At 52.7% G+C, this 23,867-nt stretch carries 23 protein-coding genes; 13 read left to right on the forward strand and 10 right to left on the reverse strand.

Going from position 1 to position 23,867, the window contains the following annotated elements:
* Positions 1-531: 531 nt before the first annotated feature.
* Together GKC68_RS11740 and GKC68_RS11745 are read left to right on the forward strand one after the other, a co-directional pair.
* Positions 532-1,425, forward strand: a complete 894-nt coding sequence (locus GKC68_RS11740) for a winged helix-turn-helix domain-containing protein (protein WP_342656165.1) — start codon at positions 532-534, stop codon at positions 1,423-1,425.
* Positions 1,418-1,876: a hypothetical protein gene (locus GKC68_RS11745; RefSeq protein ID WP_342656890.1), complete on the forward strand. Its 459-nt coding sequence runs from the start codon at positions 1,418-1,420 to the stop codon at positions 1,874-1,876. Before GKC68_RS11740 ends, GKC68_RS11745 begins: the two co-directional genes overlap by 8 nt.
* A gap of 82 nt (positions 1,877-1,958) precedes the next feature.
* Here the strand turns inward: GKC68_RS11745 and GKC68_RS11750 are convergent, their stop codons facing one another.
* The 5 genes from GKC68_RS11750 to ytfQ form a co-directional block, all read right to left on the reverse strand.
* The gene (locus GKC68_RS11750; RefSeq protein ID WP_342656166.1) at positions 1,959-3,539 is read right to left on the reverse strand and encodes a sensor domain-containing diguanylate cyclase; all 1,581 of its coding nucleotides are present in this window, start codon (positions 3,537-3,539) and stop codon (positions 1,959-1,961) included.
* Positions 3,540-4,065: 526 nt separating this feature from the next.
* Complete coding sequence (yjfF, locus tag GKC68_RS11755; protein ID WP_342656167.1) at positions 4,066-5,049, reverse strand: galactofuranose ABC transporter, permease protein YjfF; 984 nt, start codon at positions 5,047-5,049, stop codon at positions 4,066-4,068.
* On the reverse strand, positions 5,046-6,062 hold the full coding sequence (gene ytfT / locus GKC68_RS11760; RefSeq protein ID WP_028722367.1) for a galactofuranose ABC transporter, ATP-binding protein YtfT: 1,017 nt from the start codon (positions 6,060-6,062) through the stop codon (positions 5,046-5,048). Before ytfT ends, yjfF begins: the two co-directional genes overlap by 4 nt.
* Entirely contained in the window at positions 6,055-7,575 is a 1,521-nt protein-coding gene (locus GKC68_RS11765; protein ID WP_019105279.1) for a sugar ABC transporter ATP-binding protein, read from the reverse strand. The genes ytfT and GKC68_RS11765 overlap by 8 nt, the downstream gene beginning before the upstream one ends.
* Positions 7,576-7,629: 54 nt before the next feature.
* The gene (gene ytfQ, locus GKC68_RS11770; RefSeq protein WP_047714710.1) at positions 7,630-8,586 is read right to left on the reverse strand and encodes a galactofuranose ABC transporter, galactofuranose-binding protein YtfQ; all 957 of its coding nucleotides are present in this window, start codon (positions 8,584-8,586) and stop codon (positions 7,630-7,632) included.
* Positions 8,587-9,253: 667 nt separating this feature from the next.
* On the opposite strand from ytfQ, the gene ydgT reads away from it, so the two are divergent.
* The 9 genes from ydgT (at position 9,254) to nth (ending at position 16,874) form a co-directional block, all read left to right on the forward strand.
* Positions 9,254-9,469, forward strand: a complete 216-nt coding sequence (ydgT, locus tag GKC68_RS11775; protein WP_014605919.1) for a transcription modulator YdgT — start codon at positions 9,254-9,256, stop codon at positions 9,467-9,469.
* A 106-nt stretch (positions 9,470-9,575) separates the two neighbouring features.
* Positions 9,576-10,019 carry a DUF2569 domain-containing protein gene (locus tag GKC68_RS11780; RefSeq protein WP_028722369.1) on the forward strand — a complete coding sequence of 148 codons (444 nt, stop codon included), beginning with the start codon at positions 9,576-9,578 and terminating at the stop codon, positions 10,017-10,019.
* A gap of 123 nt (positions 10,020-10,142) precedes the next feature.
* Positions 10,143-10,724, forward strand: coding sequence for an electron transport complex subunit RsxA (rsxA, locus tag GKC68_RS11785; RefSeq protein WP_028722370.1), 582 nt, complete (start codon positions 10,143-10,145; stop codon positions 10,722-10,724).
* Positions 10,724-11,302, forward strand: a complete 579-nt coding sequence (rsxB, locus tag GKC68_RS11790) for an electron transport complex subunit RsxB (RefSeq protein WP_013025662.1) — start codon at positions 10,724-10,726, stop codon at positions 11,300-11,302. Before rsxA ends, rsxB begins: the two co-directional genes overlap by 1 nt.
* Positions 11,295-13,853: an electron transport complex subunit RsxC gene (gene rsxC, locus GKC68_RS11795; RefSeq protein ID WP_342656168.1), complete on the forward strand. Its 2,559-nt coding sequence runs from the start codon at positions 11,295-11,297 to the stop codon at positions 13,851-13,853. Before rsxB ends, rsxC begins: the two co-directional genes overlap by 8 nt.
* Entirely contained in the window at positions 13,854-14,912 is a 1,059-nt protein-coding gene (rsxD, locus tag GKC68_RS11800; RefSeq protein WP_058706046.1) for an electron transport complex subunit RsxD, read from the forward strand. It begins immediately after the preceding gene.
* A gap of 3 nt (positions 14,913-14,915) precedes the next feature.
* A complete protein-coding gene (gene rsxG, locus GKC68_RS11805; protein ID WP_058706055.1) occupies positions 14,916-15,548 on the forward strand; it encodes an electron transport complex subunit RsxG in 633 nt (210 codons plus the stop codon).
* Entirely contained in the window at positions 15,541-16,245 is a 705-nt protein-coding gene (locus GKC68_RS11810; RefSeq protein WP_263794131.1) for an electron transport complex subunit E, read from the forward strand. Before rsxG ends, GKC68_RS11810 begins: the two co-directional genes overlap by 8 nt.
* A complete protein-coding gene (nth, locus tag GKC68_RS11815) occupies positions 16,242-16,874 on the forward strand; it encodes an endonuclease III (protein ID WP_342656169.1) in 633 nt (210 codons plus the stop codon). The genes GKC68_RS11810 and nth overlap by 4 nt, the downstream gene beginning before the upstream one ends.
* A 55-nt stretch (positions 16,875-16,929) precedes the next feature.
* Here the strand turns inward: nth and GKC68_RS11820 are convergent, their stop codons facing one another.
* Positions 16,930-17,628 (reverse strand): CTP synthase, encoded by a 699-nt coding sequence (locus GKC68_RS11820; protein ID WP_342656170.1) that lies wholly within the window; start codon positions 17,626-17,628, stop codon positions 16,930-16,932.
* Between the two features lie 599 nt (positions 17,629-18,227).
* On the opposite strand from GKC68_RS11820, the gene dtpA reads away from it, so the two are divergent.
* Together dtpA and gstA are read left to right on the forward strand one after the other, a co-directional pair.
* Complete coding sequence (dtpA, locus tag GKC68_RS11825) at positions 18,228-19,712, forward strand: dipeptide/tripeptide permease DtpA (protein ID WP_028722227.1); 1,485 nt, start codon at positions 18,228-18,230, stop codon at positions 19,710-19,712.
* A 151-nt stretch (positions 19,713-19,863) separates the two neighbouring features.
* A complete protein-coding gene (gstA, locus tag GKC68_RS11830) occupies positions 19,864-20,469 on the forward strand; it encodes a glutathione transferase GstA (RefSeq protein ID WP_047714716.1) in 606 nt (201 codons plus the stop codon).
* Positions 20,470-20,497: 28 nt separating this feature from the next.
* Here the strand turns inward: gstA and pdxY are convergent, their stop codons facing one another.
* From pdxY to GKC68_RS11850, 4 genes are all read right to left on the reverse strand, one after another.
* A complete protein-coding gene (pdxY, locus tag GKC68_RS11835; protein ID WP_342656171.1) occupies positions 20,498-21,358 on the reverse strand; it encodes a pyridoxal kinase PdxY in 861 nt (286 codons plus the stop codon).
* Positions 21,359-21,414: 56 nt separating this feature from the next.
* Entirely contained in the window at positions 21,415-22,689 is a 1,275-nt protein-coding gene (gene tyrS / locus GKC68_RS11840) for a tyrosine--tRNA ligase (RefSeq protein WP_110957645.1), read from the reverse strand.
* 137 nt (positions 22,690-22,826) lie between these two features.
* Positions 22,827-23,483 (reverse strand): pyridoxamine 5'-phosphate oxidase, encoded by a 657-nt coding sequence (gene pdxH / locus GKC68_RS11845; RefSeq protein ID WP_047714715.1) that lies wholly within the window; start codon positions 23,481-23,483, stop codon positions 22,827-22,829.
* 23 nt (positions 23,484-23,506) lie between these two features.
* Positions 23,507-23,821 (reverse strand): MliC family protein, encoded by a 315-nt coding sequence (locus tag GKC68_RS11850; RefSeq protein ID WP_028722223.1) that lies wholly within the window; start codon positions 23,819-23,821, stop codon positions 23,507-23,509.
* Between the last annotated feature and the right edge of the window lie 46 nt (positions 23,822-23,867).

A 23,867-nucleotide genomic window follows, 5' to 3' on the forward strand; every position in this document is an offset into this window, starting at 1 on the left:
CGTGCGTATGCTGATAACAACGCCTGTAACAACGCCTGTTTTGAATGATGCCGTGAAGGGCAGCAAGCGCGTAAGTAAATGAGAGTTCTAATGAATCTGACACCTGCCGTTGACCAACACGTCTGACTGACAGGGCAAATGAGAATACATATAAATCTTATTAGAAAAAATTTTGAGAAGTTAATCGCACGTTTTAACATCATTATCTGCTGTCTTTCGCGTGCGACAGCGGGCTGCATCTAAAACCTAAAACCTGCTTCAGGGACCCTCTAAAAACATTCATATTTCTTTCTAACCCTATTTAAAATAATAAACAACAAAATCAATGATTTAGGATGACAACCCTATATTCCGCACTCCACTTAAATTAAGAAAATCAAAGGTATACTAATAAAACTCTTTTATTTAATTTGATTTGGAAATTATTCAGCATTATGCTGATGTCGATTCAGATAACACATTTAATCTATTGATCCCTTTCAAATAGAAGGGCAATCATGTCCATTTCTTTTGGTACAGATGGAGAGCACTTTGAGCCGAAAGATTACACTTAATCACTTTCTGGTTTTTGAACCCGAAAAAAAAAGAATCACTGGCAAAGGCAATCCGGCAATCATTAGTGCTTCAGCATCACTATGCTTCGAGTTGCTCATTGAAAATGTCGGTGAGTTAGTCACTCATCAACAGTTTTTTGACTATGCATGGCGTCGCTTTGGCATGGAGCCAACCTCTACGTCACTCTATCAGAATATATCCAGCCTCAGGCGAGCACTGAGTAAAGCCGGACTGCAGGAAGACATCATTCGAACGATGCCTCGGCGTGGTTTTATCCTGTCACCACAAACCGTGGTGATGAAAGAAAATACCGTTACAGCTTCTTCAGCAACTGTCTCAAGTGAAAAAAATGACCAACCTCTTTCGTCAGAAGAAAACACAGAATCGCATGAGAGTGCCTCTCCAGCCGTATTACAGCAGACAGATGGCGAGGAGGATAAAGATGATAAGACGGTTTTACCCTCAACACGTCAGCGTGCTCACTCGTCATGGCTAACAAAAACAGAAATATTGTTGGCACGATTCTCTTTGAAAAGCGTTTTTTTTACCGCCATCACTTTCGTTTCTTTTTGCTGTATCTTTATCTTTATCAAAGTCGAACCGCCATCGGCAGAGCCTGTTTTCGCTCACAGCATGGACTATAAAGGCTGCGTGATTTTTAATAACTCAGACGCCTGGCTCAATAACGCGGAGTTAAAAAAACGCGTAGATGATTTGGATATCAACTGTAAAGACAGTCAATATATCTATATGACATTTTTTAAAAATTCTGACAGACTCTCTTACTTTCAGTGCCAGCATCCCTTGCACGCTACAATTCGGGCAAACTGTCTCTCTCATTATTATGTTAAGAATTTCAATGATGAATAAAATTCTGTTTCTGACAGGGCTATGCCTTATCGCTCTTTTATTTTACCCCTTCAGTGGCAATCGGGAACACCGTATATCATGTAAAGCGGATGTTTCTTATCAGTGGCAAGATAGTACGCTAAACTTATTTATTTCTCAAAATATCCAGGATGGCAAAGGGATTCTGGCTCTCTCTGGTACACTTCATGAAAAAAATAAAGAGGATGGTTATTTGAGTAAAACCATATCTTTCTCGTATCGTGAACAGGGCTATTATTATCACCTGATTTCAGACTTGGTCATCAACTCACCACAAATGACCATGAGCGTTCAGGATCAAAGAAAATGGTTACCTGATTTCTTTATTGAAAAAGGGAAGCCTCTGCTGCTGAAAATCAGGCCATACGGTGATAAAGCCTGGCTGTTTTACTCTGAGACTACGCCACTTTTCATTTGTGAAAGAAGTAGTTAGCCCTTTTTTATGGTTTGTCACTCTGATCCACTGCACGACGCTGAGATCTCATTATTGATAATCTTGACGTCGTGCACATGTTTTACGACGAAATCAGTTTACTTCTGGCCGAAACAACTCTGTTTCGCCCCTCATGCTTTGCCTGATACAACCATTGGTCAACGAAAAGCAATGTTTCCTCAATATTGTTGTTATGGTGAGCTAAACTCTCCACGCCAGCTGATAGGGTCATTTTTCCTACTTCGCTAAATTGCGCACTGGCGATATGTTCCCGGATGCGATTTGCAATAGATTCAGCTTCTGAGATTGGTGTATTCGGAAAGAAAACAACAAATTCTTCGCCACCAAACCGACAAACAATGTCGGTAGTGCGGCAGCCTTCTTTTATAAACATCGCGACGGCCACTAACGTTTTATCACCGATATCATGCCCATAGTGATCATTAATGCGCTTGAAGTAATCAATATCGAATGAGGCAAGACAATGTTCATTTTGAGAAGAAAGGTAAGGCGCGGTAAGTTGCTCAAATCCACGTCGGTTATACAATTTGGTCAGATGATCGGTTATTGCATCATCACGTAATATGGCAAAGGTTTTATTAATTGTTTTGGAATAAGTCATAAACGCTTTTTTCAGTCTGTCGGATTCTTTATACCACGTTTTAATACCCTTGATTTTGGGCGGCAAATGCCTGGTTGTCGTAGAACTGGTCAGGCGAGCGAGTCTTTCGAGCGGTTTGGAAATCTGCGAGGAAACAAAGATACTTACACCGACCAATAGCAAAGCTATCACCAGTCCATAAACCAACACATCTTTAGCGATAAGCGTGAGCGTTGTGGTGACCACATCAGGCGAAACGCATACGAATACGTGCCAGTTGGTTTTGATAACATCTGAATAGCCTAGCAGGCAGTCACGTTGTTCTAACGTTGTCTTTAATCCCCCGCTGCTGGCCTGATTCAGGTGTGTGGTCAGGCTGCCAGGCAAAGGATTGTTTTTTCCTGTCAGCGTCTTATCAGGTGAATAAATGACTTCTCCAGTATCTGAGACAATGCTGATCGTTGTTTTATCCGTGTAAAAATGATGACTCATCAGGCGGCTTAAAATACTTTTTCTTTTCAGGTAAATAGATCCTGCAATATAACCAAGATATGCTCCTGAAGCGGAATAGACCGGGTTCGACAAAAAAATGAGATAGTTACCTGTGTAAGGCGTAAGGGGTTCTGATACGAACGCGCCCTTTTTAACCGCTATCAACTGCTCAGGGGCAACATTTAAAGACGTACCAACAGGCAGTAAACCTGGTGGAGAGGATACCGCAACGTGACCGTCTGGGGTCAGCATCACGACTGAACTGAACATATCCGATTGCAGTCTTAATCTGTCAGCTTCACGCTGTAATGCCTGCTTGTCATCAAAACGTTTAATCTGGCTGGCACTGTATGCAAGCTCTTTTTGTGCCGTTCTGAATGTACTGTCGGTCATATCAGCAAGCTTACGGGCATAGGCGGTGTTAGATTCAATAATTCTTTTTTCGGTCTGAACCTTAAGAACAACGCCCACCACCAATATCAGCATGAGTGCAGTAATCACTATGCAACCAACAGAATGCAGGCACAGGAGCCCTTTTAACGAGGGTTTATAGGTTTTATTCATTCCCACAGCAGGTCTCTGTTATTTGCCATCATTATTCAAAAGATATTAGCAATGTCTGCAAAAAACAAAGCGTTTAACGGCTAAACGTCACCCTTTTACTCTCGCTAATCAGCGACATCGCGCTAATAAAGGCGGTATAACAGCGCTTGCCGGACTGGCATTCTGGTGACGCCGTTATACCGCGGGCACCCTCTTCTCCATCATTAACCTTATTCTGCTGTGAAAAAGAGGCTGGCCGTCATTCACATCTTCTGAAACAGGCCAAATACCTACGGGACAGGCATTCATTGCAAATGCGCTATGACCTGCTGCCAATAACAAGCCGACATAACGCAGGGGAATGGACATACTTTATCTGTGATTGAGAACATCCAGACTGGCATGATGTGATACAGCGCATGCACCCGCAAGAAGAATAATCCCTTTTCAGGCAGTGGTTATTCACTGATGCTCTCTCACCTGTTATTACCGATTATGGGTTGCGCCACCTGCTCTTCGAAAAAAGCGGCGCATCAGCGCCGCCATGAGCTTATTAAATCAGCCGTTTCACCGGCGCGTTCCGTTGACGATCCCACATCACCGTCAGCAGGCGCTGTAACGCGATAAACGCAAACAGCAGAATGCCAATAGCAATCTTGGTCCACCAGGAACTGAGCGTGCCGTCAAAGTTGATCCAGGTTTGAATAAGTCCCTGAATCAACACGCCGAACAAGGTGCCCAGCACCGTGCCCACGCCACCCGAGAGTAAGGTGCCGCCAATCACGACAGAGGCAATCGCATCCAGTTCCACGCCCAATCCGGCCAGGGCATAGCCCGCAGAGGTATAGATGGAAAACACAATGCCAGCCAGCGTCGCCAGGGTAGTCGACAGCATGTAGATTTTAATGGTGGTAGCACGGGTTGAAATGCCCATGAGTTGCGCGGAAGTCAGGCTGCCGCCAATCGCATAAACCTGATTACCAAAGCGGGTGCGGTGCGCCAGAATGATCCCGCCCGCTACCACCACCAGCATGATCAGCGCCAGCAAACTCAGCCGCCCGCCCCCCGGAACCTTCCATGCCATGCTGGACAGCGTGGCGTAAAGAGGATGATCGATTGGAATAGAATTCTCAGAGACCAGGTAACTGCAGCCGCGCAGAAAAAACATGCCCGCCAGGGTGATAATAAAGGCGGGAATTTTCAGCGCATCAATCAGCCAGCCCATCATGGCACCAAACATCGCTCCCATACTCAGGATGAGGGCGAACGCCAGAACGGGGTTGAGGTGATAGTCACCGATAACCTTTGCCAAAAATACACCCGAAAACGCAATGACGGCCCCCACCGAAAGATCAATGCCGCCCGATAAAATCACAAAGGTCATACCGACAGCGATAATGCCGAGGAAGGCGTTATCCGTCAAAATGTTACAGATCACCCGCGTGGAAGCAAAGCCGGGAAACTGGCTCAGGCAAAACAGATAGCCCATGACGAACACCAGTAGCGTGATCATCAGAGGCAGATGACGTTTAATCATGATGGACGTCTCCGTTTAAACATTGCAATAAAGCGCGGGGATTGCAGAAGCAGAACGCACATGACCACTATCGCCTTTACCACCTGATTCAACTCTGGCGGAAAGCCAGACAGTAGAATACCGGTGTTCATTGACTGAATAATCAGCGCACCTGTCAGTGACAGCACGATGTTAAACCGGCCGCCCATCAGGGACGCTCCGCCGATGACCACGGCGAGAATCGCATCCAGTTCCAGCCACAATCCGGCATTGTTAGCATCTGCGCCACGAATATCCGCCGCCACAATCAGGCCGGCTACCGCCGCGCAAAGGCCGCTGATGGCGTAGGTGGACATCACCACCAGCCAGCCATTCACGCCAGCATTGCGCGCGGCACGCAGGTTAATGCCCACGGCTTCGATGAACAGCCCCAGTGCGGTTTTACGCGCCAGTAGCCAGACCAGCAACGCAACCGCCACCGTGATCCAGACCGGCACCGGTAACAACCACAGCGCTCCATTCCCAAACCAGCCAAGGCTGTCGTTATTAAAGGTTACGATTTGCCCCTGAGTAATAAGCTGAGCAATACCGCGTCCGGCGACCATTAAAATCAGCGTTGCAACAAACGGCTGGATACGGAGTAAGGCCACCAGAATGCCGTTCCATATGCCGCAGGCCAGACCGCTGGCCAGCGTCACCATAATGATAAAGGGTACACCGTGCCCGGCGACGGTCAGCGTAGCGGCGGTGGCACCGGCAATCGCCATTACGGCCCCGACCGACAGGTCGATCCCGCCGGTGGCGATGACCAGCGTCATGCCGATGGCCAGTAAAGCAACAGGCGCGGCGCGGTTGATAATGTCGATCGGACTGCCAAACAGCCGTCCATCCTGAAGATGAATCGCAAAGAAGTTATTTGCGACCAGGCTGTCAACTAACAGCACCAGCAGCAGGGCAATAATCTGCGGCATGCCGGGCGGCAGCCTGAACTTGCGACGTTGAGGTTTGGTCGCGGTGACCGGGGATTCAAGCATGCTGCGTACCTCCGTCAGCAATAGCGTTAACAATTGCCGCCACTGAAAGCTGCTCCAGCGGAATTTCAGCCACCTGTTTCAGATCACGCATGATCAATACACGATCGGCGTAGCCGACCAGCTCTTCCAGCTCTGAAGAGATAACCAGCAGCGCCAGACCATCGGCACACAGCGACTCAATGAGGCGGATAATTTCCGCATGGGCGCCCACATCAATGCCGCGCGTCGGTTCATCCAGGATCAGGAACTGCGGTTTTGTCACCAGCCAGCGTGACAGCAGAACCTTTTGCTGATTGCCGCCCGATAACAGTTCAACGGGCTGCTCTGCATGCGGCGTGCGAATACCCAGACTTTTAATAAAACGTTCGGCAATCGCCTGCTGTTCCCGTTTTTTTATCGGCCGTAACCAGCCGCGCTGCGCCTGCAGGGCCAGAATAATGTTTTCCCGCACCGAGGCCGCACCAATGATACCGTCGGTTTTGCGGTCTTCCGGACAGAACCCCATGCCCAGGCGTGAGGCCTGAGCGGGCGTGCGAATGTGTTCAACTTTGCCTTTGATCTTTGCCGTACCGCGATCGGCGCGACGAATACCAAATAACACTTCGGCCGTTTCAGTCCGTCCGGAGCCCAGCAGTCCGGCAAGTCCCACCACTTCGCCGGGCCTGACCTGCAGGCTGAAAGGCTCGATGGTGCCTTTCTTGCCGTAATCTTCAAAAGACACGACAGGCTGATTACTGCGTAGCGTGCTGCCCTGACGCTGCAGTGCGGTCGCCATCAGCTCACGGCCAATCATCAGTTTCACCAGTTCAATCTGCGGCAGCGTTGCCGTATCATGCGTGGCGATGAATTTACCATTGCGCAGTACGGTGATGCGGTCGGTGATGCGATAAACCTGATCCAGAAAATGCGTGACGAAAATCAGACTCATGCCGCGATTTTTTAGCTGCGTCATGAGGGTAAACAGCATTTCAACTTCGCTGGCGTCCAGGCTGGCAGTAGGTTCATCCAGAATCAGGACCTGCGCAGAAAGATCGACAGCCCGGCAGATGGCAATGATCTGCTGCATGGCGACCGAATAGTGGCCAAGGGGCCGGGTGACATCAAGGGCAAAACCGTAATTACGCATCAAGGCATCGGCATCGCGAACCATGCGCTTACGATCGATCATGCCAAAACGACGCGGTTCACGTCCGATATACAGGTTATCTGCCACCGACATGTTGGGCAGCAGGTTAACTTCCTGATAAACCGTACCGATACCAATATCCTGGGCTTCGGCGGTGCTGTGCGGCGATATCGCCTGGCCGTTTAACGTGACGGTGCCACTGTCCCGGGTGTAAACGCCGGTCAGGACTTTTATCAGTGTGGATTTTCCGGCGCCGTTTTCACCCAACAGCGCCATGATCTCGCCTTTACGCAGGCTGAAAGACACATCGTCCAGCGCTTTGACGCCGGGGAAGCCTTTACTGACGCCGCTGATGGCTAAAAGAGGTTGTTCGTTGTGTGTGGTCATGCTGTCAACTCCGCCCTACATCATAGAAAACCGCCCCGAAGGGCGGCCTGCGGCTTAGTAACCCATGTTCTTTTTCTTGTCTAACTCGGCCTGCGCGTCAGCAGGTAAAAAGAGTTTTGATTGTGTCCTGATAATTTTTGGCGGCAGCGTGCCGTCTTTTTTGAATTTTTCCAGCGCGTCAAATGCCGGGCCTGCCATGTCTGGCGTTAACTCCACGTTTGCATTGGCTTCGCCTGCCAGCATGGCTTTATAGATATCAGGTACACCGTCAATCGAACCGGTCAGGATGTCTTTGCCCGGTTTCAGGCCGGCCTCTTTGATGGCCTGAATGGCACCGATGGCCATGTCATCGTTATGGGCGTAAACCATGCAAATGTTTTTGCCGTTATTCTCGGCTTTGATAAAGCTTTCCATGACTTCTTTACCTTTACTGCGGGTGAAGTCGCCAGACTGAGAACGGATAATTTTAATATTAGGATGACCGCTGATGGCTTCGGCAAAGCCTTTTTTGCGGTCAATGGCGACGCTGGCACCTACCGTGCCTTGAAGTTCGACGACGTTACACTTCTTGTCGCCTACCGTTTTCACCAGCCAGTCACCGATAAGCTTACCTTCCAGCACGTTATCTGCCGTTACGACAGCCTGATACAGCGAATTGTCTTTCACCACAATGGCGCGATCCAGCAGGTAAACCGGGATTTTCGCGTCTTTAGCTTCTTCTAATACCGGCTCCCAGCCCGTCTGAACCACGGGTGCGATAAAGATGGCATCAACGCCCTGCGCAATAAATGAACGCACGGCCTTGATTTGGTTTTCTTGTTTTTGTTGTCCATCGGCAATCTTCAGATTGATGCCGCGTTTTTTGGCTTCGCTTTTTGCCACATTGGTTTCAGCCGAGCGCCAGCCGGATTCCGAACCTACCTGTGAGAATCCCACTGTCATTTCCGCCGCTAACACTGAGCCACTTAATGCGGCGCTGACCAGCGTGGTCAGGAGTAAACGTTTCCACATAGTTTTTATTCCTCTGAAGGGCGTTTGCTGTATAGGGTAAAGTGCCCATCAAGACTGACGTAAAAAAAAGTAAATTAGGGCGACACGCTTCACAAAATCGAGCGATTTAAAGGGGTTACGCGTTTCATGAGGGCGAATTTCATCAGGGGTTATGGACAAAACGCCTGTGTGTTTTTTCAACTTATGATAAATAAATGTAATAAACAGAATCGCTTAAGTGTAGGCCAGTTGAAAACGATTACAGGGAGGCGTACAGAATGAGTTATGGCCCTTATTCGGCGACAAAAAGTGCATTTTGTGATTTCCAGCACATCCCTATACGGCCCTGTATATCGAATGAAACGATTCCGCTAAAAGCCTTTGTTGAGGGTTTACTGACGTTCTCTTTGTCTGGCGCGGGAAACGGGAATTAATGGCAGTCGATTCGTACATATAAACCAATAAAAAGTTACCAGGTCTGATCAACCCAAACATCCTACGCCCCGTAGAGCACCTGACCTGATAACGGTGGCGACGTTTAGCGTGCACGAAAATGATGAAAAGGGTTGTTTAGCGAGCAATCTCTCGTGATTGTCTGATTTTTGCTTTTTTTGAGTGGCAGAACTGGACACAGGCGGGTGTCTCCCTATACTTGGCATTCTTTCTCATCCATTCGTTATGATAAAAAATGACTGCGCACGATTATCTTTTAAAATTCCGCAAAGTAAATAACCTCGACAGTCTGGAAAAACTCTACGACCATCTGAATTATTCCCTTTCTGACAACACAGATATCATCAATATGTATCGGGCTGCCGATCATCGTCGTGCGGAGCTGGTATCCGGTGGCCGTCTGTTTGATCTGGGCTGCGTACCTAAATCGGTATGGCGCTACGTGGTATAATTCCAGGGTTCAAAATAACGTCTGAAAGCGCCTGGTCATAATGTTTCCCTTCTGTCTTAACATGCTATTCTGAGCCGCTTCTGACATTGAGACAGGATTAACCGCAATGAACACACAGGATGCCTCACCCCGCATTGGTGGCTGGCTTTTAGTGCCGTTGGCATGGTTGCTGATGACGCTGCTCACCACGGCGCTGGTGATGGCCATGTATCTGACACCGCTGTTTGATACGCAATGGCGTGCCACCCTGTTTAATCACAGTTCGCTCGTCACCACCTACTGGGCCATTTCGCTTTTCACCGCCACCGCACTGTGGGCTTACAGCATGTGGGTTGTGTGGATTTTCTTTAAGCGCTCTTCCCGGCTGCCCCGCCACTATATTGTCTGGTTGCTGATTACCGTGCTGCTGGCCCTGAAGACCTTTGCCTTCACGCCGGTTTCTGACGCCCGGGCGATTCAGACGTTACTGCTGTCTCTGGCGGCGGCGGCAATTTTTGTGCCTTATTTCAAGCGTTCAGCACGGGTAAAAGCGACGTTTACTCAGCGGTGAGGCCAAAATTATCGCCAACAGTTTAATCCTGAGTGCGGTTGTCCGTAGACAATGTTGTGTCACAGTTGTGATACCGCGTTTTATCAATGATAATAAGCCGCTTTCTGGCATTCAGGCGAAAAAATGACCGATTATCTTCTTCTGTTTGTGGGTACTGTGCTGGTGAATAACTTCGTTTTGGTGAAGTTCCTCGGCCTGTGTCCCTTTATGGGCGTTTCCAAAAAACTGGAAACGGCGATTGGCATGGGCCTCGCCACCACATTTGTTATCACACTGGCCTCTGTTTGTGCATGGCTGGTGAACCATCTTATTCTGGTGCCACTGGACTTAGTGTACCTGCGCACCATGGCCTATATTCTGGTGATCGCCGTGGTTGTGCAGTTCACCGAAATGGTGGTGCGCAAAACCAGCCCGTCGCTTTACCGACTGCTGGGTATTTTCCTGCCGCTGATTACCACCAACTGCGCGGTGCTGGGCGTTCCCTTGTTGAGTGTTAACCTCAACCACACCTTCCTGCAGGCGGCGCTGTATGGATTCAGCGCCTCGCTGGGCTTCTCGCTTGTCATGGTGCTGTTTGCCGGTATGCGTGAGCGCCTGGTTCTGGCAAACGTGCCTGCCCCGTTCAAAGGAAACTCGATCGCGCTGATCACCGCAGGCCTGATGGCACTGGCGTTTATGGGCTTTACCGGTTTGGTGAAATTCTGATGAGTGCGATTTGGATAGCGGTTGCGGTTTTAAGCGCCCTTAGCCTTGTGTTTGGCGCCCTGCTGGGTTACGCCTCACGACGCTTTGAGGTTGAAGAAGATCCCATTGTTGAGCAGATCGACGCTGTTCTTCCGCAAAGCCAGTGCGGCCAGTGCGGTTATCCTGGCTGCCGTCCCTATGCCGATGCGGTGGGCAACAACGGTGAAGCCATCAACAAATGTGCGCCCGGTGGCGAACAGACCATGCTGAAGCTGGCGGCCCTGCTCAACGTTGAGCCACAGCCGATTGATGGCGACGAAGAAGCCAAAGCGCCCGTGCGCACCGTGGCATGGATAGACGAAGCAAACTGTATTGGCTGCACGAAATGTATTCAGGCCTGTCCGGTTGATGCCATCGTTGGCGCAACACGCGCCATGCACACCGTGCTGAGCGACGTGTGTACGGGCTGCGACCTGTGCGTCGCGCCTTGTCCTACCGATTGTATTGAGATGCGTCCGGTTGCCACCACCACGGCCAACTGGAAATGGGATCTTGAAACCATTCCTGTTCGGGTGATCCCGGTAGAGAGTCATGCTTAATCTGCTAAATTTTCTAAAAAAAGAGAAGACCTGGGATTTTCAGGGCGGCATTCATCCGCCTGAAATGAAAACCCAGTCTAACGGCACGCCGCTGGCCGAACTGCCGCTGCCGCACCGGTTTATTATTCCGCTGAAACAGCATATTGGTCATGAAGGTGAGATCTGCGTATCGCCGGGCGATCGCGTACTACGCGGTCAGCCACTGACGTTCGGTCAGGGCAGAATGCTGCCGGTGCATGCGCCGACTTCCGGCATCATCGAGGATATTGCCCATCACATGACGGCTCACCCTTCGGGTCTGTCAGAGCTGTGTATATTCCTGACGCCAGATGGCGAAGACCGCTGGATGCCGCTGGAGCCGCTGCCGGACTACCGACAGCATGACCGAGCCGCCATCCTGAAACGCATTCACGATGCCGGCATCGCCGGTCTGGGCGGCGCGGGCTTCCCGACCGCAACCAAGCTGAAAGGCGGCCTGCAGGGCGTTAAAACGCTGATTATCAATGCCGCCGAGTGTGAGCCCTATATCACCGCTGACGATCGGCTGATGCAGGATTACGCTGCCGAAGTGCTGGAAGGCAGCCGGATTCTGGCCTGGGTCTTACAGGCCGATCGCGTTTTAATTGGCATCGAAGATAATAAGCCTGAAGCCATCGCCGCTCTGAAACAGGCGCTGGGCGGTGAGCGCGATCTTCAGATTCGCGTCATTCCAACCAAATATCCTTCGGGCGGTGCCAAACAACTCACCAAAATTCTTACCGGTAGGGAAGTGCCGCACGGCGGACGATCAACGGACATTGGCGTGCTGATGCAGAACGTCGGCACAGCCTGGGCGGTTAAGCGCGCCATCATTAATGGCGAGCCCATCACCGAGCGCGTGGTCACGCTGACAGGTGAGGCCATCGCCCAGCCACGTAATGTGTGGAGCCGGTTGGGTACGCCCATCAGTCATCTGCTTCATCAGGTCGGTTTTCATCCCTCGCCACGCCAGATGGTGATTATGGGCGGCCCGCTGATGGGCTTTACCCTGCCGTCACTGGATGTCCCGGTGGTTAAAATCACCAACTGTATTCTGGCTCCGTCCAGCACGGAAATGGGCAACGACGAGCAGGAGCAGTCCTGTATTCGCTGCTCTGCCTGTGCTGATGCCTGCCCGGCTAAGCTGCTGCCGCAGCAGCTTTACTGGTACAGCAAGGGCGGCGACCATGATAAAGCCCGTGCGCACCATATTGATGACTGTATTGAATGCGGTGCCTGCGCCTATGTTTGTCCCAGCAACATCCCGCTGGTGCAGTATTACCGCCAAGAAAAAGCCGAGTTGCGGGCTATCGATCTGGAAGCCAAACGGACGCTGGAAGCGAAAGCACGGTTTGAAGCGCGTCAGGCACGACTTGAACGGGAAAAACAGGCACGTGAAGCACGCCATGCAGAGGCGAAGCAGCGCGTAGCGCGTAGCGACAGTGCTGAACTGGCTGCGGCTCAGGCACGTGCGAAAGCAAAATCTGGTGGAAACGAAGAGGCCGTCGCCGAAGCTCGCCATGCTCAGGCTCGCTTGCGCCAGGCTGAAGCCCAGTCGGAAACTCAGGCACTGAGCCGCCAGACGACCGATCCACGCAAAGCGGCGGTTGAAGCCGCTATTGCGCGTGCTAAAGCAAAAAAATCAGCCGTACCGGACGCGTCTGAAGAGGTGACGGAGGATCCGCGCAAGGCCGCCGTTGCCGCCGCCGTTGAGCGGGCCAAAGCGAAGAAAGCCGCGCAGGCCGCCGCCGCGGAAAGTACTGAAGATGTGCAGCCCGCCCCGCCGGAAGACCCGCGCAAGGCCGCCGTGGCCGCCGCCGTTGAGCGGGCCAAAGCGAAGAAAGCCGCGCAGGCCGCCGCCGCGGAAGATAGTGAGGATGTGCAGCCCGCCCCGCCAGAGGACCCGCGCAAGGCCGCCGTGGCCGCCGCCGTTGAGCGGGCCAAAGCGAAGAAAGCCGCGCAGGCCGCCGCCGCGGAAGGTAGTGAGGATGTGCAGCCCGCCCCGCCGGAGGACCCGCGCAAGGCCGCCGTGGCCGCCGCCGTGGAGCGCGCCAAAGCGAAGAAAGCCGCGCAGGCTGCCGCCGCCGAAGGTAGTGAGGATGTGCAGCCCGCCCCGCCGGAAGATCCGCGCAAGGCCGCCGTGGCCGCCGCCGTTGAGCGCGCCAAAGCGAAGAAAGCCGCGCAGGCCACCGCCGCCGCTGAAAGTACTGAGGATGTGCAGCCCGCTCCGCCGGAGGACCCGCGCAAGGCCGCCGTGGCCGCCGCCGTTGAGCGGGCTAAAGCGAAGAAAGCCGCCGCCGCCCTGGCTCGCGCTGAGGACGCTTCTCGCGATGCTGCGCTGGCCGCGACAGAGGCGCATCGTGACGTCGAGCAGGCGGAAATGGCGCAAGAACAAGCCAATAATGCAAATGCTGAAGCCGAACAGGCGCCGGAACTTGAGCACCCTACAGATGCGCGCAAAGCCGCTATTGCGGCTGCTATCGAACGTGCCAAAGCGCGTAAAGCGCAATCGACATTGACACCTGAGGACTAAATGGCTTTTCGTATAGCAAGTTCACCTTATACCCATAACCGGCGCAGCACCGGTAACATCATGATGCTGGTCGTGTTGGCTGCGCTGCCGGGCTTTGCAGCGCAGTGTTATTTCTTTGGCGTGGGCACGCTGTTGCAGGTGATTCTGGCCTCGGTAACGGCGTTGCTTACCGAAGCGGCCATCCTGCGTTTACGCAAAAGCCCGGTTGCTGCCAGCCTTGCGGATAATTCAGCCCTCCTGACGGCCATTCTGCTGGGAATCAGCATCCCCTCGCTGGCGCCCTGGTGGCTGGTCGTGATCGGTACCGTCTTTGCGATTGTGATCGCCAAGCAGCTTTACGGTGGACTGGGACAAAATCCCTTTAATCCGGCGATGGTAGGCTATGTGGTGCTACTGATCTCGTTTCCGGTTCAGATGACCAGTTGGATGCCGCCGGACGCGTTACAGATGATTAAACCGGGCATGCTCGATTCACTTAGTATGATTTTTACCGGCCAAACTCTTGCGGGCGACACGATGCAGCAGCTGCAGCTCGGTGCCGATGGCGTCAGCCAGGCCACGCCGCTTGATACATTCAAAACCGGCCTGCGCGCCGGCCACAGCGCCGCGCAACTTCTGGCCCAGCCTATTTACAGTGGTGTGCTCGCAGGTCTGGGCTGGCAGTGGGTTAACCTGGGTTATCTGGTGGGCGGTTTGTTCCTGTTATGGAAAAACGCCATTCGCTGGCATATCCCGGCTGCCATGTTGCTGTCGCTGGCCTTCTGCGCAACGCTGGGCTGGCTGTTCTCGCCCGCTTCGCTCAACAGCCCAGTGATTCATCTGTTCTCAGGTGCCACTATGCTTGGGGCATTTTTTATTGCTACCGATCCGGTCACCGCTTCGACGACCGACCGGGGTCGTTTACTCTACGGTGCGCTGATTGGACTGCTGATCTGGTTAATTCGCAGCTTCGGCGGATATCCGGATGGCGTTGCTTTCGCTGTATTGCTGGCTAATATATGCGTACCGCTGATTGACTATTACACTCAGCCGCGTGTTTACGGCCATCAAAAGGATTAAATGATGCTGGACACGATACGCAAAAATGGCGTGACGCTGGCGCTGTTTGCCGCCATTACGACCGGCGTGACGGCCATAGTGAATACGGTCACTAAGCCAACGGTTGAGCATCAGACGCAACTGCAGCAAAAAAATTTGCTGGACCAGGTGGTGCCGACCGATATGTACGACAACCACATTCAACAGGAATGTTACGTTGTCACTGATGCGGCGCTGGGTAACGCCCATCCTCACCATCTTTATCTGGCACGTAAAGGCAACCAGCCTGTTGCCGCGGCCCTGGAAACGACAGCTCCGGACGGCTATTCCGGCGCGATACAGATGCTGGTCGGGGCTGACTTTAACGGCAAGGTGCTGGGCGTCCGCGTGATTGAACATCATGAAACGCCCGGCTTGGGCGATAAAATAGAACTGCGCATTTCTGACTGGATTAACAGCTTTAACGGTAAAGTGGTAACAGGTCCGGATGATAAAGCGTTTGCCGTTAAAAAAGACGGTGGTGAATTCGATCAGTTCACCGGCGCCACGATTACCCCACGAGCCGTCGTGAATGCCACCAAACGTACGGCATTATTAATTGAATCCCTTAAAGGGAAACTCTCTTCGTTACCCGAATGTGGAGACGCAAATGAGTGAAGCTAAAAACCTGCTGGTAGGCGGGCTGTGGAAAAATAACTCGGCGCTGGTGCAGCTGCTGGGCCTGTGTCCGCTGCTGGCGGTGACCGCCACCGCCACCAATGCGTTGGGGCTGGGGCTGGCCACCACGCTGGTCCTGACCCTGACCAACAGCTTTATTTCCGCCTCGCGCCGTTGGGTGCCCTCGGAGATTCGCATCCCCATTTACGTGATGATCATCGCGTCCGTGGTGAGCTGTGTACAGATGCTGATCAATGCTTATGCCTATGGCCTGTATCAGTCGTTGGGCATTTTTATTCCGCTTATCGTGACCAACTGTATCGTAGTAGGCCGTGCCGAGGCCGTCGCATCGAAAAGCAGCATCCCTCTTGCAGCCCTTGATGGTTTTGCCATTGGGATGGGCGCAACCTGCGCCATGGTGGTGTTGGGTTCCATCCGTGAAATTATTGGCAGCGGGACGTTGTTTAACGGTGCAGACCAGCTGTTAGGCCCGTGGGCAAAAGCGTTAAAAATTGAGGTGATTCATCTGGATTCACCGATGCTGCTGGCGATGTTACCACCCGGCGCCTTTATTGGTCTGGGCATGATGCTGGCGGGTAAATACCTGATTGATCAAAAAATGAAGCAGCGTGCTATGCGCCGAGCTGAAGAGCAGGCGCTGGCTGCACCGCAAGGCCATACCGGAAAAGCCGTGTGAACCAGACAAAGCGTACAAAGATCCTCAGCCGTTTGCAGCAGGCTAATCCTCATCCTACGACCGAGCTGCAGTTTAGCTCGCCGTTTGAATTATTGATTGCGGTTCTGCTCTCTGCCCAGGCCACCGACGTTAGCGTGAATAAAGCCACCGCAAAGCTCTACCCGGTCGCGAATACGCCCGCGGCGATGCTGGCGCTGGGCGTGGACGGTGTGAAGGAATACATTAAAACGATCGGACTGTTCAACAGCAAGGCAGAGAATGTTATCAAAACCTGCCGCATTCTGCTGGAACAGCACGGCGGGGTGGTGCCTGAAGATCGTGCAGCCCTGGAAGCGCTGCCCGGTGTGGGCCGTAAAACGGCAAACGTGGTGCTCAACACCGCCTTTGGCTGGCCCACCATCGCAGTGGATACCCATATTTTTCGCGTCTGCAACCGGACAAATTTCGCCCCCGGCAAGAATGTCGAGCAGGTCGAAGAAAAACTGTTAAAGGTTGTGCCTAAGACCTTCAAAGTGGACTGCCACCACTGGCTGATTCTGCACGGCCGCTATACCTGCGTGGCCCGTAAGCCGCGCTGTGGCGCCTGTCTGATCGAGGATCTGTGCGAATACCCGAATAAAGTGGAATAACGCGAAGGTATTGTCTGATAAAGCCTGTGAACACACAGGCTTTTTATTTTCTGATCTAACGCTGATCCAGAGCCGCCTGCATCCAGGCAATCACCAGCGGAGAATCCTTGTCTTGTAAGGCTGCACGTTCGGACTGGAAGAGCGTGGCGACGTAAAAAGGATGATCGGTCAGTTCTATGCCGCGTACATCGCCATTGAGATCCCAGGCGGTGATACGCAAATTTTTGCCTCCCAGCGCTGCACTGAAGTCCGGGTTAACGCCAAAGTTGCAGTGATAGCCTTCATCGCTGGAGAGGCTGTTGTAGGCGGTGGCAATACGTGAACCGGGTTCAAATGTCACCTCACCGCGTTGCTCCACCAGCGAGCAACTTAACGGCGCAATCACCATCCGCCCTTCATCGCTGGTTTCTGCATGATTCGCATCATGCCAGCCCAGTATGTGACGTGCATAGTCGATAACGGCATACTGAAAACCGCCACAGGAACCCAGAAAAGGTTTTTCCCCTACCCGTACCCAGCGCAGCATACTGAAGACGCCCTCATCATTTTTATAGGGACTTCCTGGCACCAGCCATACGGCATGGCTTTGCCTGATGGCGGTTAAATCGCCCAGATCAGGTGTTGGGATCCACTCAGGTTCAATATCGATAGCAAGATGGGCAGCGGCACGGGAAAGCGCCAGGGGAATAGCCTGATGCGCAACGGCTTCCGGACGATAGTCGCCGACCAACGCGAGACGTAAAGGTGACGGCATAGCAACATTCCTCTTAACGAAATAAGGATGCTACGGTAAGGGGCGATGGATGTCGAGTCCCGAAATGCGGCTCTATCGTGGCTCCCACCCGAGACAGCAAAGCATTACGGACACGCCGTACGCAGACAGGCTTTTTTCTCTGCCTGAATTAACATACAAAAATGTGACCTTAATCAACCTTTTTACGCCTTTGGTGGAGATTAACGTCATAATACGCAGACTCTTTCATCAAATCGGCGTCAAAACCTGCTCTATAGCCAGATTGTCCTGAGAAAATATCACTTTCCGATGTAAAGCTCGGCGTAACGCCGCTTTAGTAGTTAATGTCATTATTAACACTCCCGCAACCCCACCACGACGTCATTACTTCACGGTAACGATTTAAATCAGAATTAAATTCCAACTAATAATATTTATTTAGGTTTTAACGCCACGCGTTCGCTTTCTGGCAGAAGGGAGAAAACGCTTGCCCTGTCGCCTTTATTCAGCCAAATTAGTCGCCGTTTTTCCCATCTAATAAAAATCTGGCCCATGGTCTGATCACATGGCGCGGACTTAATTCCTGTCACGACGCAGGATATGAAATAACAGAGGTGCAAGTGTCAACTGCAAACAAACACACCGACGAGGCCGTCAGCCTTAACGCATTCAAACAGCCCAAAGCGTTTTACCTGATCTTTTCAATCGAATTATGGGAACGTTTTGGTTACTACGGCCTGCAGGCCATTATGGCGGTTTACCTGGTGAGACAACTGGGGATGTCAGAGTCCGACTCTATCACCCTGTTCTCCTCATTTAGCGCCCTGGTATATGGCCTTGTCGCCATCGGTGGCTGGCTGGGTGACAAAGTCCTCGGGACCAAACGCGTCATCGTTCTTGGCGTGCTGGTTCTGGCAATAGGTTACGCCCTGGTGGCCTTCTCGGGCCACAACGTCAGCATCGTTTATATTGGTATGGCGACCATTGCCGTGGGAAGTGGCTTGTTTAAAGCTAACCCCTCTTCGCTGCTCTCGACGTGCTATGACAAAGACGATCCCCGTATTGATGGGGCCTTCACCATGTTCTACATGTCCATCAATATCGGTTCGCTGTTTTCAATGATGCTGACTCCGTGGTTAGCGGAGAAGTACGGTTACAACGTGGCGTTTTCGCTCTCAGTTGTCGGCCTGGTCATCACGCTGCTTAACTTCCTGTTCTGCAAACGCCTGGTGAAAGACTTCGGCTCTAAACCGGACTTTGCCCCACTTCAGTTCGGTAAACTGTTGATGACCCTGGTGGGAATTGTCGTCCTGATCGCTCTGGCAAACTGGATGCTGCACCACCAGTCCATCGCCCGCGTGCTGTTAGGCGTGATAGCGTTCGGTATCTTTGTCATCTTTGCCAAAGAAGCCTTTGCCCTTCACGGCGCAGCCCGTCGTCGGATGATTGTTGCGTTCCTGCTGATGGTCGAAGCCATCGTGTTCTTCGTGCTCTATATGCAGATGCCAACGTCGCTTAACTTCTTTGCAATTCGCAACGTTGAGCACAGCATTTTGGGTATCACCTTTGCCCCTGAGCAATTTCAGGCGCTGAACCCGTTCTGGATCATGCTTGCCAGCCCGATTCTGGCAGCCGTCTACAACAAGCTGGGCGATAAACTGCCCATGCCACACAAGTTCGCCATCGGTATGGTGCTGTGTTCAGCAGCCTTCCTGGTGTTGCCGCTCGGCGCGAAGTTTGCCAGCGATGCAGGGATTGTGTCTGTTAACTGGCTGATTCTCAGCTATGGCCTGCAGAGCATTGGTGAGCTGATGATTTCGGGTCTTGGCCTGGCCATGGTGGCCCAGCTGGTTCCGCAGCGTCTGATGGGCTTTATCATGGGTTCATGGTTCCTGACGACGGCGGGCGCAGCGGTCATTGCTGGTAAAGTGGCAAACCTGATGGCCGTTCCTGAAAACGTTACCGATCCGTTGATCTCCCTGGCTACCTACGGCAGAGTTTTCCAGCAGATTGGTATTGCGACGGCGGTCATCGCCGTGCTGATGCTGATTACCGCCCCTCTGCTGAACCGAATGACTCAGGATACGGCAGTAGACAATGCCTGACTGACGTCATGACTTTTCACCAAAACCGGGCCTGCCCGGTTTTTTTATTTTTGTCGCTGGCAATGCCTCGCACATTCCTGCGTCTTATTACTGGCAATTCCGCGCCATGAGATTACTATGCAAACACGATTCGCAACATGGTGGCCTCATGATGAAACTGTTTTGTAAAGCGGGTGCCTGTTCCCTTTCACCGCATATCGTCATGCGTGAATGTGGTCTGGACTTTACGCAGGTTAATGTTGATCTGCAGACTAAGCTCACCGAGCGCGGTGAAGATTTTCGCCAGATCAACCCCAAAGGTCAGGTGCCGGCCCTGCAGCTGAGCGATGGGAATGTATTAACGGAAGGCGCAGCGATTGTGCAGTATCTGGCCGATCTTAAACCCGATCGTCACCTTCTGGCCCCGGTGGGGAGCCTGACGCGTTATCACACCATTGAGTGGCTCGGCTATATCAGCAGCGAGTTACACAAAAGCTTCTCTCCCCTGTTTCGCAACGATGCGCCTGAGGAGTACAAAGGGTTGGTGCGCCGCCAGCTGGAGGCGAAATTTGCCTGGGTAAACGATGAGCTTAAAGACAAACAGTGGCTGATGGGCGTGCACTTCAGCGTTGCGGATGCCTATTTATTTGTGGTTACCCGTTGGGCAAAAGCGCTGAACCTGGATTTGGCCGCGCGGGATCACCTGCAACACTGGTTTGAACGCGTTGCAGCGCGGCCATCGGTTCAGGCCGCGCTCAAAGCGGAAGGACTTAACTGATACGATGAGGGCCGTAACCGGCCCTTTTTTACAGCTTCTCTGTGGGGAAAACGTGCGTCGGTCGGACAATGGCATCCTGAGCGGCAACCAGTTGCAGTTCATACTCGCCCATCTCATGCGTTTTCAGCATCACCTCATAGACCGCAGCCGTGACGTGTTCCAGCGCCGCCTGTAGCGACAGCCCGTGCAGCAGATCGACCAGCAACAAGCCACTGGTCAGATCGCCCACGCCTACCGGTTGACGAACCCCAAAATCCACCAGCGGACGGCTGATGTGCCAGGCTTCACCGGCGGTCACCAGCAGCATCTCAAACCGATCGCTGCGGCGCCCTGCGCGCGCCAGGTGCTTAATCAGCACGACTTTTGGTCCCTGGCTAATCAGCATACGTGCCGCGTCAACTGCTGTTTCTACGCTGGTCACGCTGCGTTCGCTGAGCATTTCCAGCTCCAGCAGGTTGGGGGCGATGATATCGCTGGCGGGAAGCGCCAGTTTGCAATGGAACTCTGCCACGCCAGGTGCAACGATGCAGCCCTTCTCCGGGTGCCCCATAACCGGATCGCAGAAATACCAGGCTTCCGGGTTCGCGGCTTTTACCTGGCGCACGATTTCCAGAATGTTTTCTCCCTGCTCAGCCGAGCCCAGATAACCGCTGAGTACCGCATCACAGGTTTTCAGGCGGTCAATATCGGCAATGCCTTTGACGATATCGGTTAAGTGCGTGGCTGGCATCACGGTACCGGTCCAGTGGCCATATTGCGTATGGTTAGAGAACTGCACGGTATTCAGCGGCCAGACGTTCACACCCATACGGCGCATCGGGAACTCTGCCGCCGCGTTGCCCGCGTGACCAAACACCACGTGCGACTGAATTGCTAAAACGTTTTTCACTTTTTTGCCCTGTAGTGCCTTGCCATAAAAAAGGGCCGGAAACCGGCCCTGAAAGGTTACTGCCAGTTAATCAGGCAGTAATGCTTTTTACCCCGACGCAGCAGCGTGAAGCGGTTGAACAGCTTATCGCTGTCACTGAAACGGTACTCAGCATCAGACTGCTTTTCACCGTTCAGCGACACGGCATTCGAACCAATCATGGTGCGAGCCTGACCACGTGAAGGCACCAGCTCAGCTTTGACCAGAGCCTGCTGCAGATCGTCTTCAGCACTTAGCGTGATGGTCGGCATACCATCCTGCGCCAGCTGTTCGAAGTCGGCCTCTGTCATATCGCTCAGCGCGCCAGAGAACAGGCTCTCGGTGATGCGTTTCGCGGCAGCCAGCCCCTCTTCGCCGTGCACCAGGCGCGTGACCTGCTCGGCCAGCACGTACTGCGCGCGCGGCGCGGTTCCGCTGTTTTTATCTTCTTCTTCCAGGGCATAAATCTCTTCAATGCTCAGGAAAGTGAAGAACTTCAGGAAGCGGTAAACATCCGCATCTGCGGTGTTGATCCAGAACTGGTAGAACTTGTAGGGACTGGTTTTCTTCGCATCCAGCCAGACCGCGCCGCCTTCGGTTTTACCGAACTTGGTGCCGTCCGATTTGGTGATCAGCGGAACGGTCAGACCAAATACCTGGTTCTGGTGCAGACGACGCGTCAGATCGATACCGGAGGTGATGTTACCCCACTGGTCAGATCCGCCAATCTGCAGGGACACGCCGTGCAGCGCGTTCAGACAGGCGAAGTCGTAACCCTGCAGCAGGTTATAGGAGAATTCGGTGAATGAGATCCCCTGGTCGTCACGGTTCAGGCGCTGTTTAACGGCTTCCTTGTTGATCATCTGGTTAACAGAGAAGTGTTTACCGATGTCACGCAGGAAAGTCAGCACGTTCATATTGCCAAACCAGTCATAGTTATTGGCCGCAATCGCGCTGTTGGCACCACAGTCAAAGTCCAGGAAAGGTGCGACCTGCCTCCGGATTTTTTCTACCCACTCACCGACGGTTTCGCTGGTGTTGAGTTTACGCTCTGCGGCTTTGAAACTGGGATCGCCAATTAAGCCGGTTGCGCCGCCTACCAGCGCCACCGGCTTGTGCCCGGCATCCTGAAAACGTTTGAGGCAGAGCAGTGGAACCAGATGGCCCAAATGCAAGCTGTCAGCAGTGGGGTCAAAGCCGCAATAGAGCGAAATTGGCCCTTGCGCCAGTTTCTCTACTAACGCGTCTTCGTCCGTCACCTGGGCGATCAGGCCCCTCTCTTGCAATTGTTGTATCAGGTTACTGCTGGTCATCACTGACTCCAAATTGATCAGGCTGCACCTATGCTGGTACACAGCTTTCCGCTGAGTTGCGGAAGGAAAAATTAAGGGCTATAGCATAAAGCGCTGACGCCTTCTGTGCCAGCGCTGATGAGGGGAAAAACGCAGTTTTACGGCGCGAGTCGGTCAATATTCCAGCCGTTGTTATCTCGCTGATAGAGGAAACGATCGTGAAGACGATGTTCGCCCCCCTGCCAGAACTCCATTGTATGAAATTTTACCCGATAACCGCCCCAGAAACTGGGCAGCGGCACGTCACCCTGTTGAAATTTTTGCTTCAGCTCCAGAAACTTGCCTTCCAGAACGCCGCGGGCAGAGATCCGGCTCGACTGTCGGGAAACCCAGGCGCCAATCTGGCTGTCACGGGGACGGCTGCTGAAATATTTCAATACCTCCAGCGGCGACAGCTTCTCGACTTCGCCCAACACCATCACCTGACGCTCTAAAAAGTGCCAGGGAAAATGGAGCGAAATACGCGGGTTGTGACCCAGCTGCTGTGCTTTACGGCTGCCGAGATTGGTGTAAAACACCATGCCCTGCTCATCGTAGTGCTTGAGCAGCACGATACGTTGATAAGGCTGCCCGTGCTCGTCTACGGTCGCCACCGTCATGGCGGTGGGATCGGGCAGTTGCGCCTCGCAGGCCTGTTTTAGCCAGCTTTCGAACAGCGCCAGCGGATTATCGGGTAAATCTTTGCGACGTAGCCCACCTCGCGTATATTCACGGCGCAGATGGGCAATAGTTTGTAGCATGTCACTGTCACTCATGATGCACATTCACTCCGGTAACGTTAACGGGCAGGTTGCAACTCGCAATCGTTTACAACGATCTTATCATTGCGCTCAATAAAGGCGCCGTTTCCTTTGGACCAGAAAACGTAGTGACCGTCGCTGTAGCGGGCGCCGGAAGCGGAAACCGTTTGTGTCAGGGTCAGCGGCTTGCCGTCCATGATAAAGCTTACCTGCTGTTTGGTATTATCCAGCGTCACGGTGAGTGGCAATGTGCCACAGCGGTAGTGTAACGTTTCTGGCGCGGGCGACGACTTGTGCATCAGGCTACAGCCCGACAGCACTAACACAGCAGCCACGGTTAATCCTTTTAACATCAGCGATTCTCCTGTACGAAAAGCAGGACATGGGGCGTTCTGCTTG

Source organism: Pantoea sp. RSPAM1 (genome assembly GCF_038816185.1).
GTDB lineage: Bacteria > Pseudomonadota > Gammaproteobacteria > Enterobacterales > Enterobacteriaceae > Pantoea > Pantoea ananatis.

Excerpts from the sequence above, each read along its gene's own strand:
- GKC68_RS11745 (WP_342656890.1), top strand. The coding sequence starts at position 1,418 with ATGAATAAAATTCTGTTTCTGACAGGGCTATGCCTTATCGCTCTTTTA.
- yjfF (WP_342656167.1), bottom strand. The coding sequence starts at position 5,049 with ATGATTAAACGTCATCTGCCTCTGATGATCACGCTACTGGTGTTCGTC.
- ytfT (WP_028722367.1), bottom strand. The coding sequence starts at position 6,062 with ATGCTTGAATCCCCGGTCACCGCGACCAAACCTCAACGTCGCAAGTTC.
- GKC68_RS11765 (WP_019105279.1), bottom strand. The coding sequence starts at position 7,575 with ATGACCACACACAACGAACAACCTCTTTTAGCCATCAGCGGCGTCAGT.
- ytfQ (WP_047714710.1), bottom strand. The coding sequence starts at position 8,586 with ATGTGGAAACGTTTACTCCTGACCACGCTGGTCAGCGCCGCATTAAGT.
- ydgT (WP_014605919.1), top strand. The coding sequence starts at position 9,254 with ATGACTGCGCACGATTATCTTTTAAAATTCCGCAAAGTAAATAACCTC.
- GKC68_RS11780 (WP_028722369.1), top strand. The coding sequence starts at position 9,576 with ATGAACACACAGGATGCCTCACCCCGCATTGGTGGCTGGCTTTTAGTG.
- rsxA (WP_028722370.1), top strand. The coding sequence starts at position 10,143 with ATGACCGATTATCTTCTTCTGTTTGTGGGTACTGTGCTGGTGAATAAC.
- rsxB (WP_013025662.1), top strand. The coding sequence starts at position 10,724 with ATGAGTGCGATTTGGATAGCGGTTGCGGTTTTAAGCGCCCTTAGCCTT.
- rsxC (WP_342656168.1), top strand. The coding sequence starts at position 11,295 with ATGCTTAATCTGCTAAATTTTCTAAAAAAAGAGAAGACCTGGGATTTT.
- rsxD (WP_058706046.1), top strand. The coding sequence starts at position 13,854 with ATGGCTTTTCGTATAGCAAGTTCACCTTATACCCATAACCGGCGCAGC.
- rsxG (WP_058706055.1), top strand. The coding sequence starts at position 14,916 with ATGCTGGACACGATACGCAAAAATGGCGTGACGCTGGCGCTGTTTGCC.
- GKC68_RS11810 (WP_263794131.1), top strand. The coding sequence starts at position 15,541 with ATGAGTGAAGCTAAAAACCTGCTGGTAGGCGGGCTGTGGAAAAATAAC.
- GKC68_RS11820 (WP_342656170.1), bottom strand. The coding sequence starts at position 17,628 with ATGCCGTCACCTTTACGTCTCGCGTTGGTCGGCGACTATCGTCCGGAA.
- gstA (WP_047714716.1), top strand. The coding sequence starts at position 19,864 with ATGAAACTGTTTTGTAAAGCGGGTGCCTGTTCCCTTTCACCGCATATC.
- tyrS (WP_110957645.1), bottom strand. The coding sequence starts at position 22,689 with ATGACCAGCAGTAACCTGATACAACAATTGCAAGAGAGGGGCCTGATC.
- pdxH (WP_047714715.1), bottom strand. The coding sequence starts at position 23,483 with ATGAGTGACAGTGACATGCTACAAACTATTGCCCATCTGCGCCGTGAA.
- GKC68_RS11850 (WP_028722223.1), bottom strand. The coding sequence starts at position 23,821 with ATGTTAAAAGGATTAACCGTGGCTGCTGTGTTAGTGCTGTCGGGCTGT.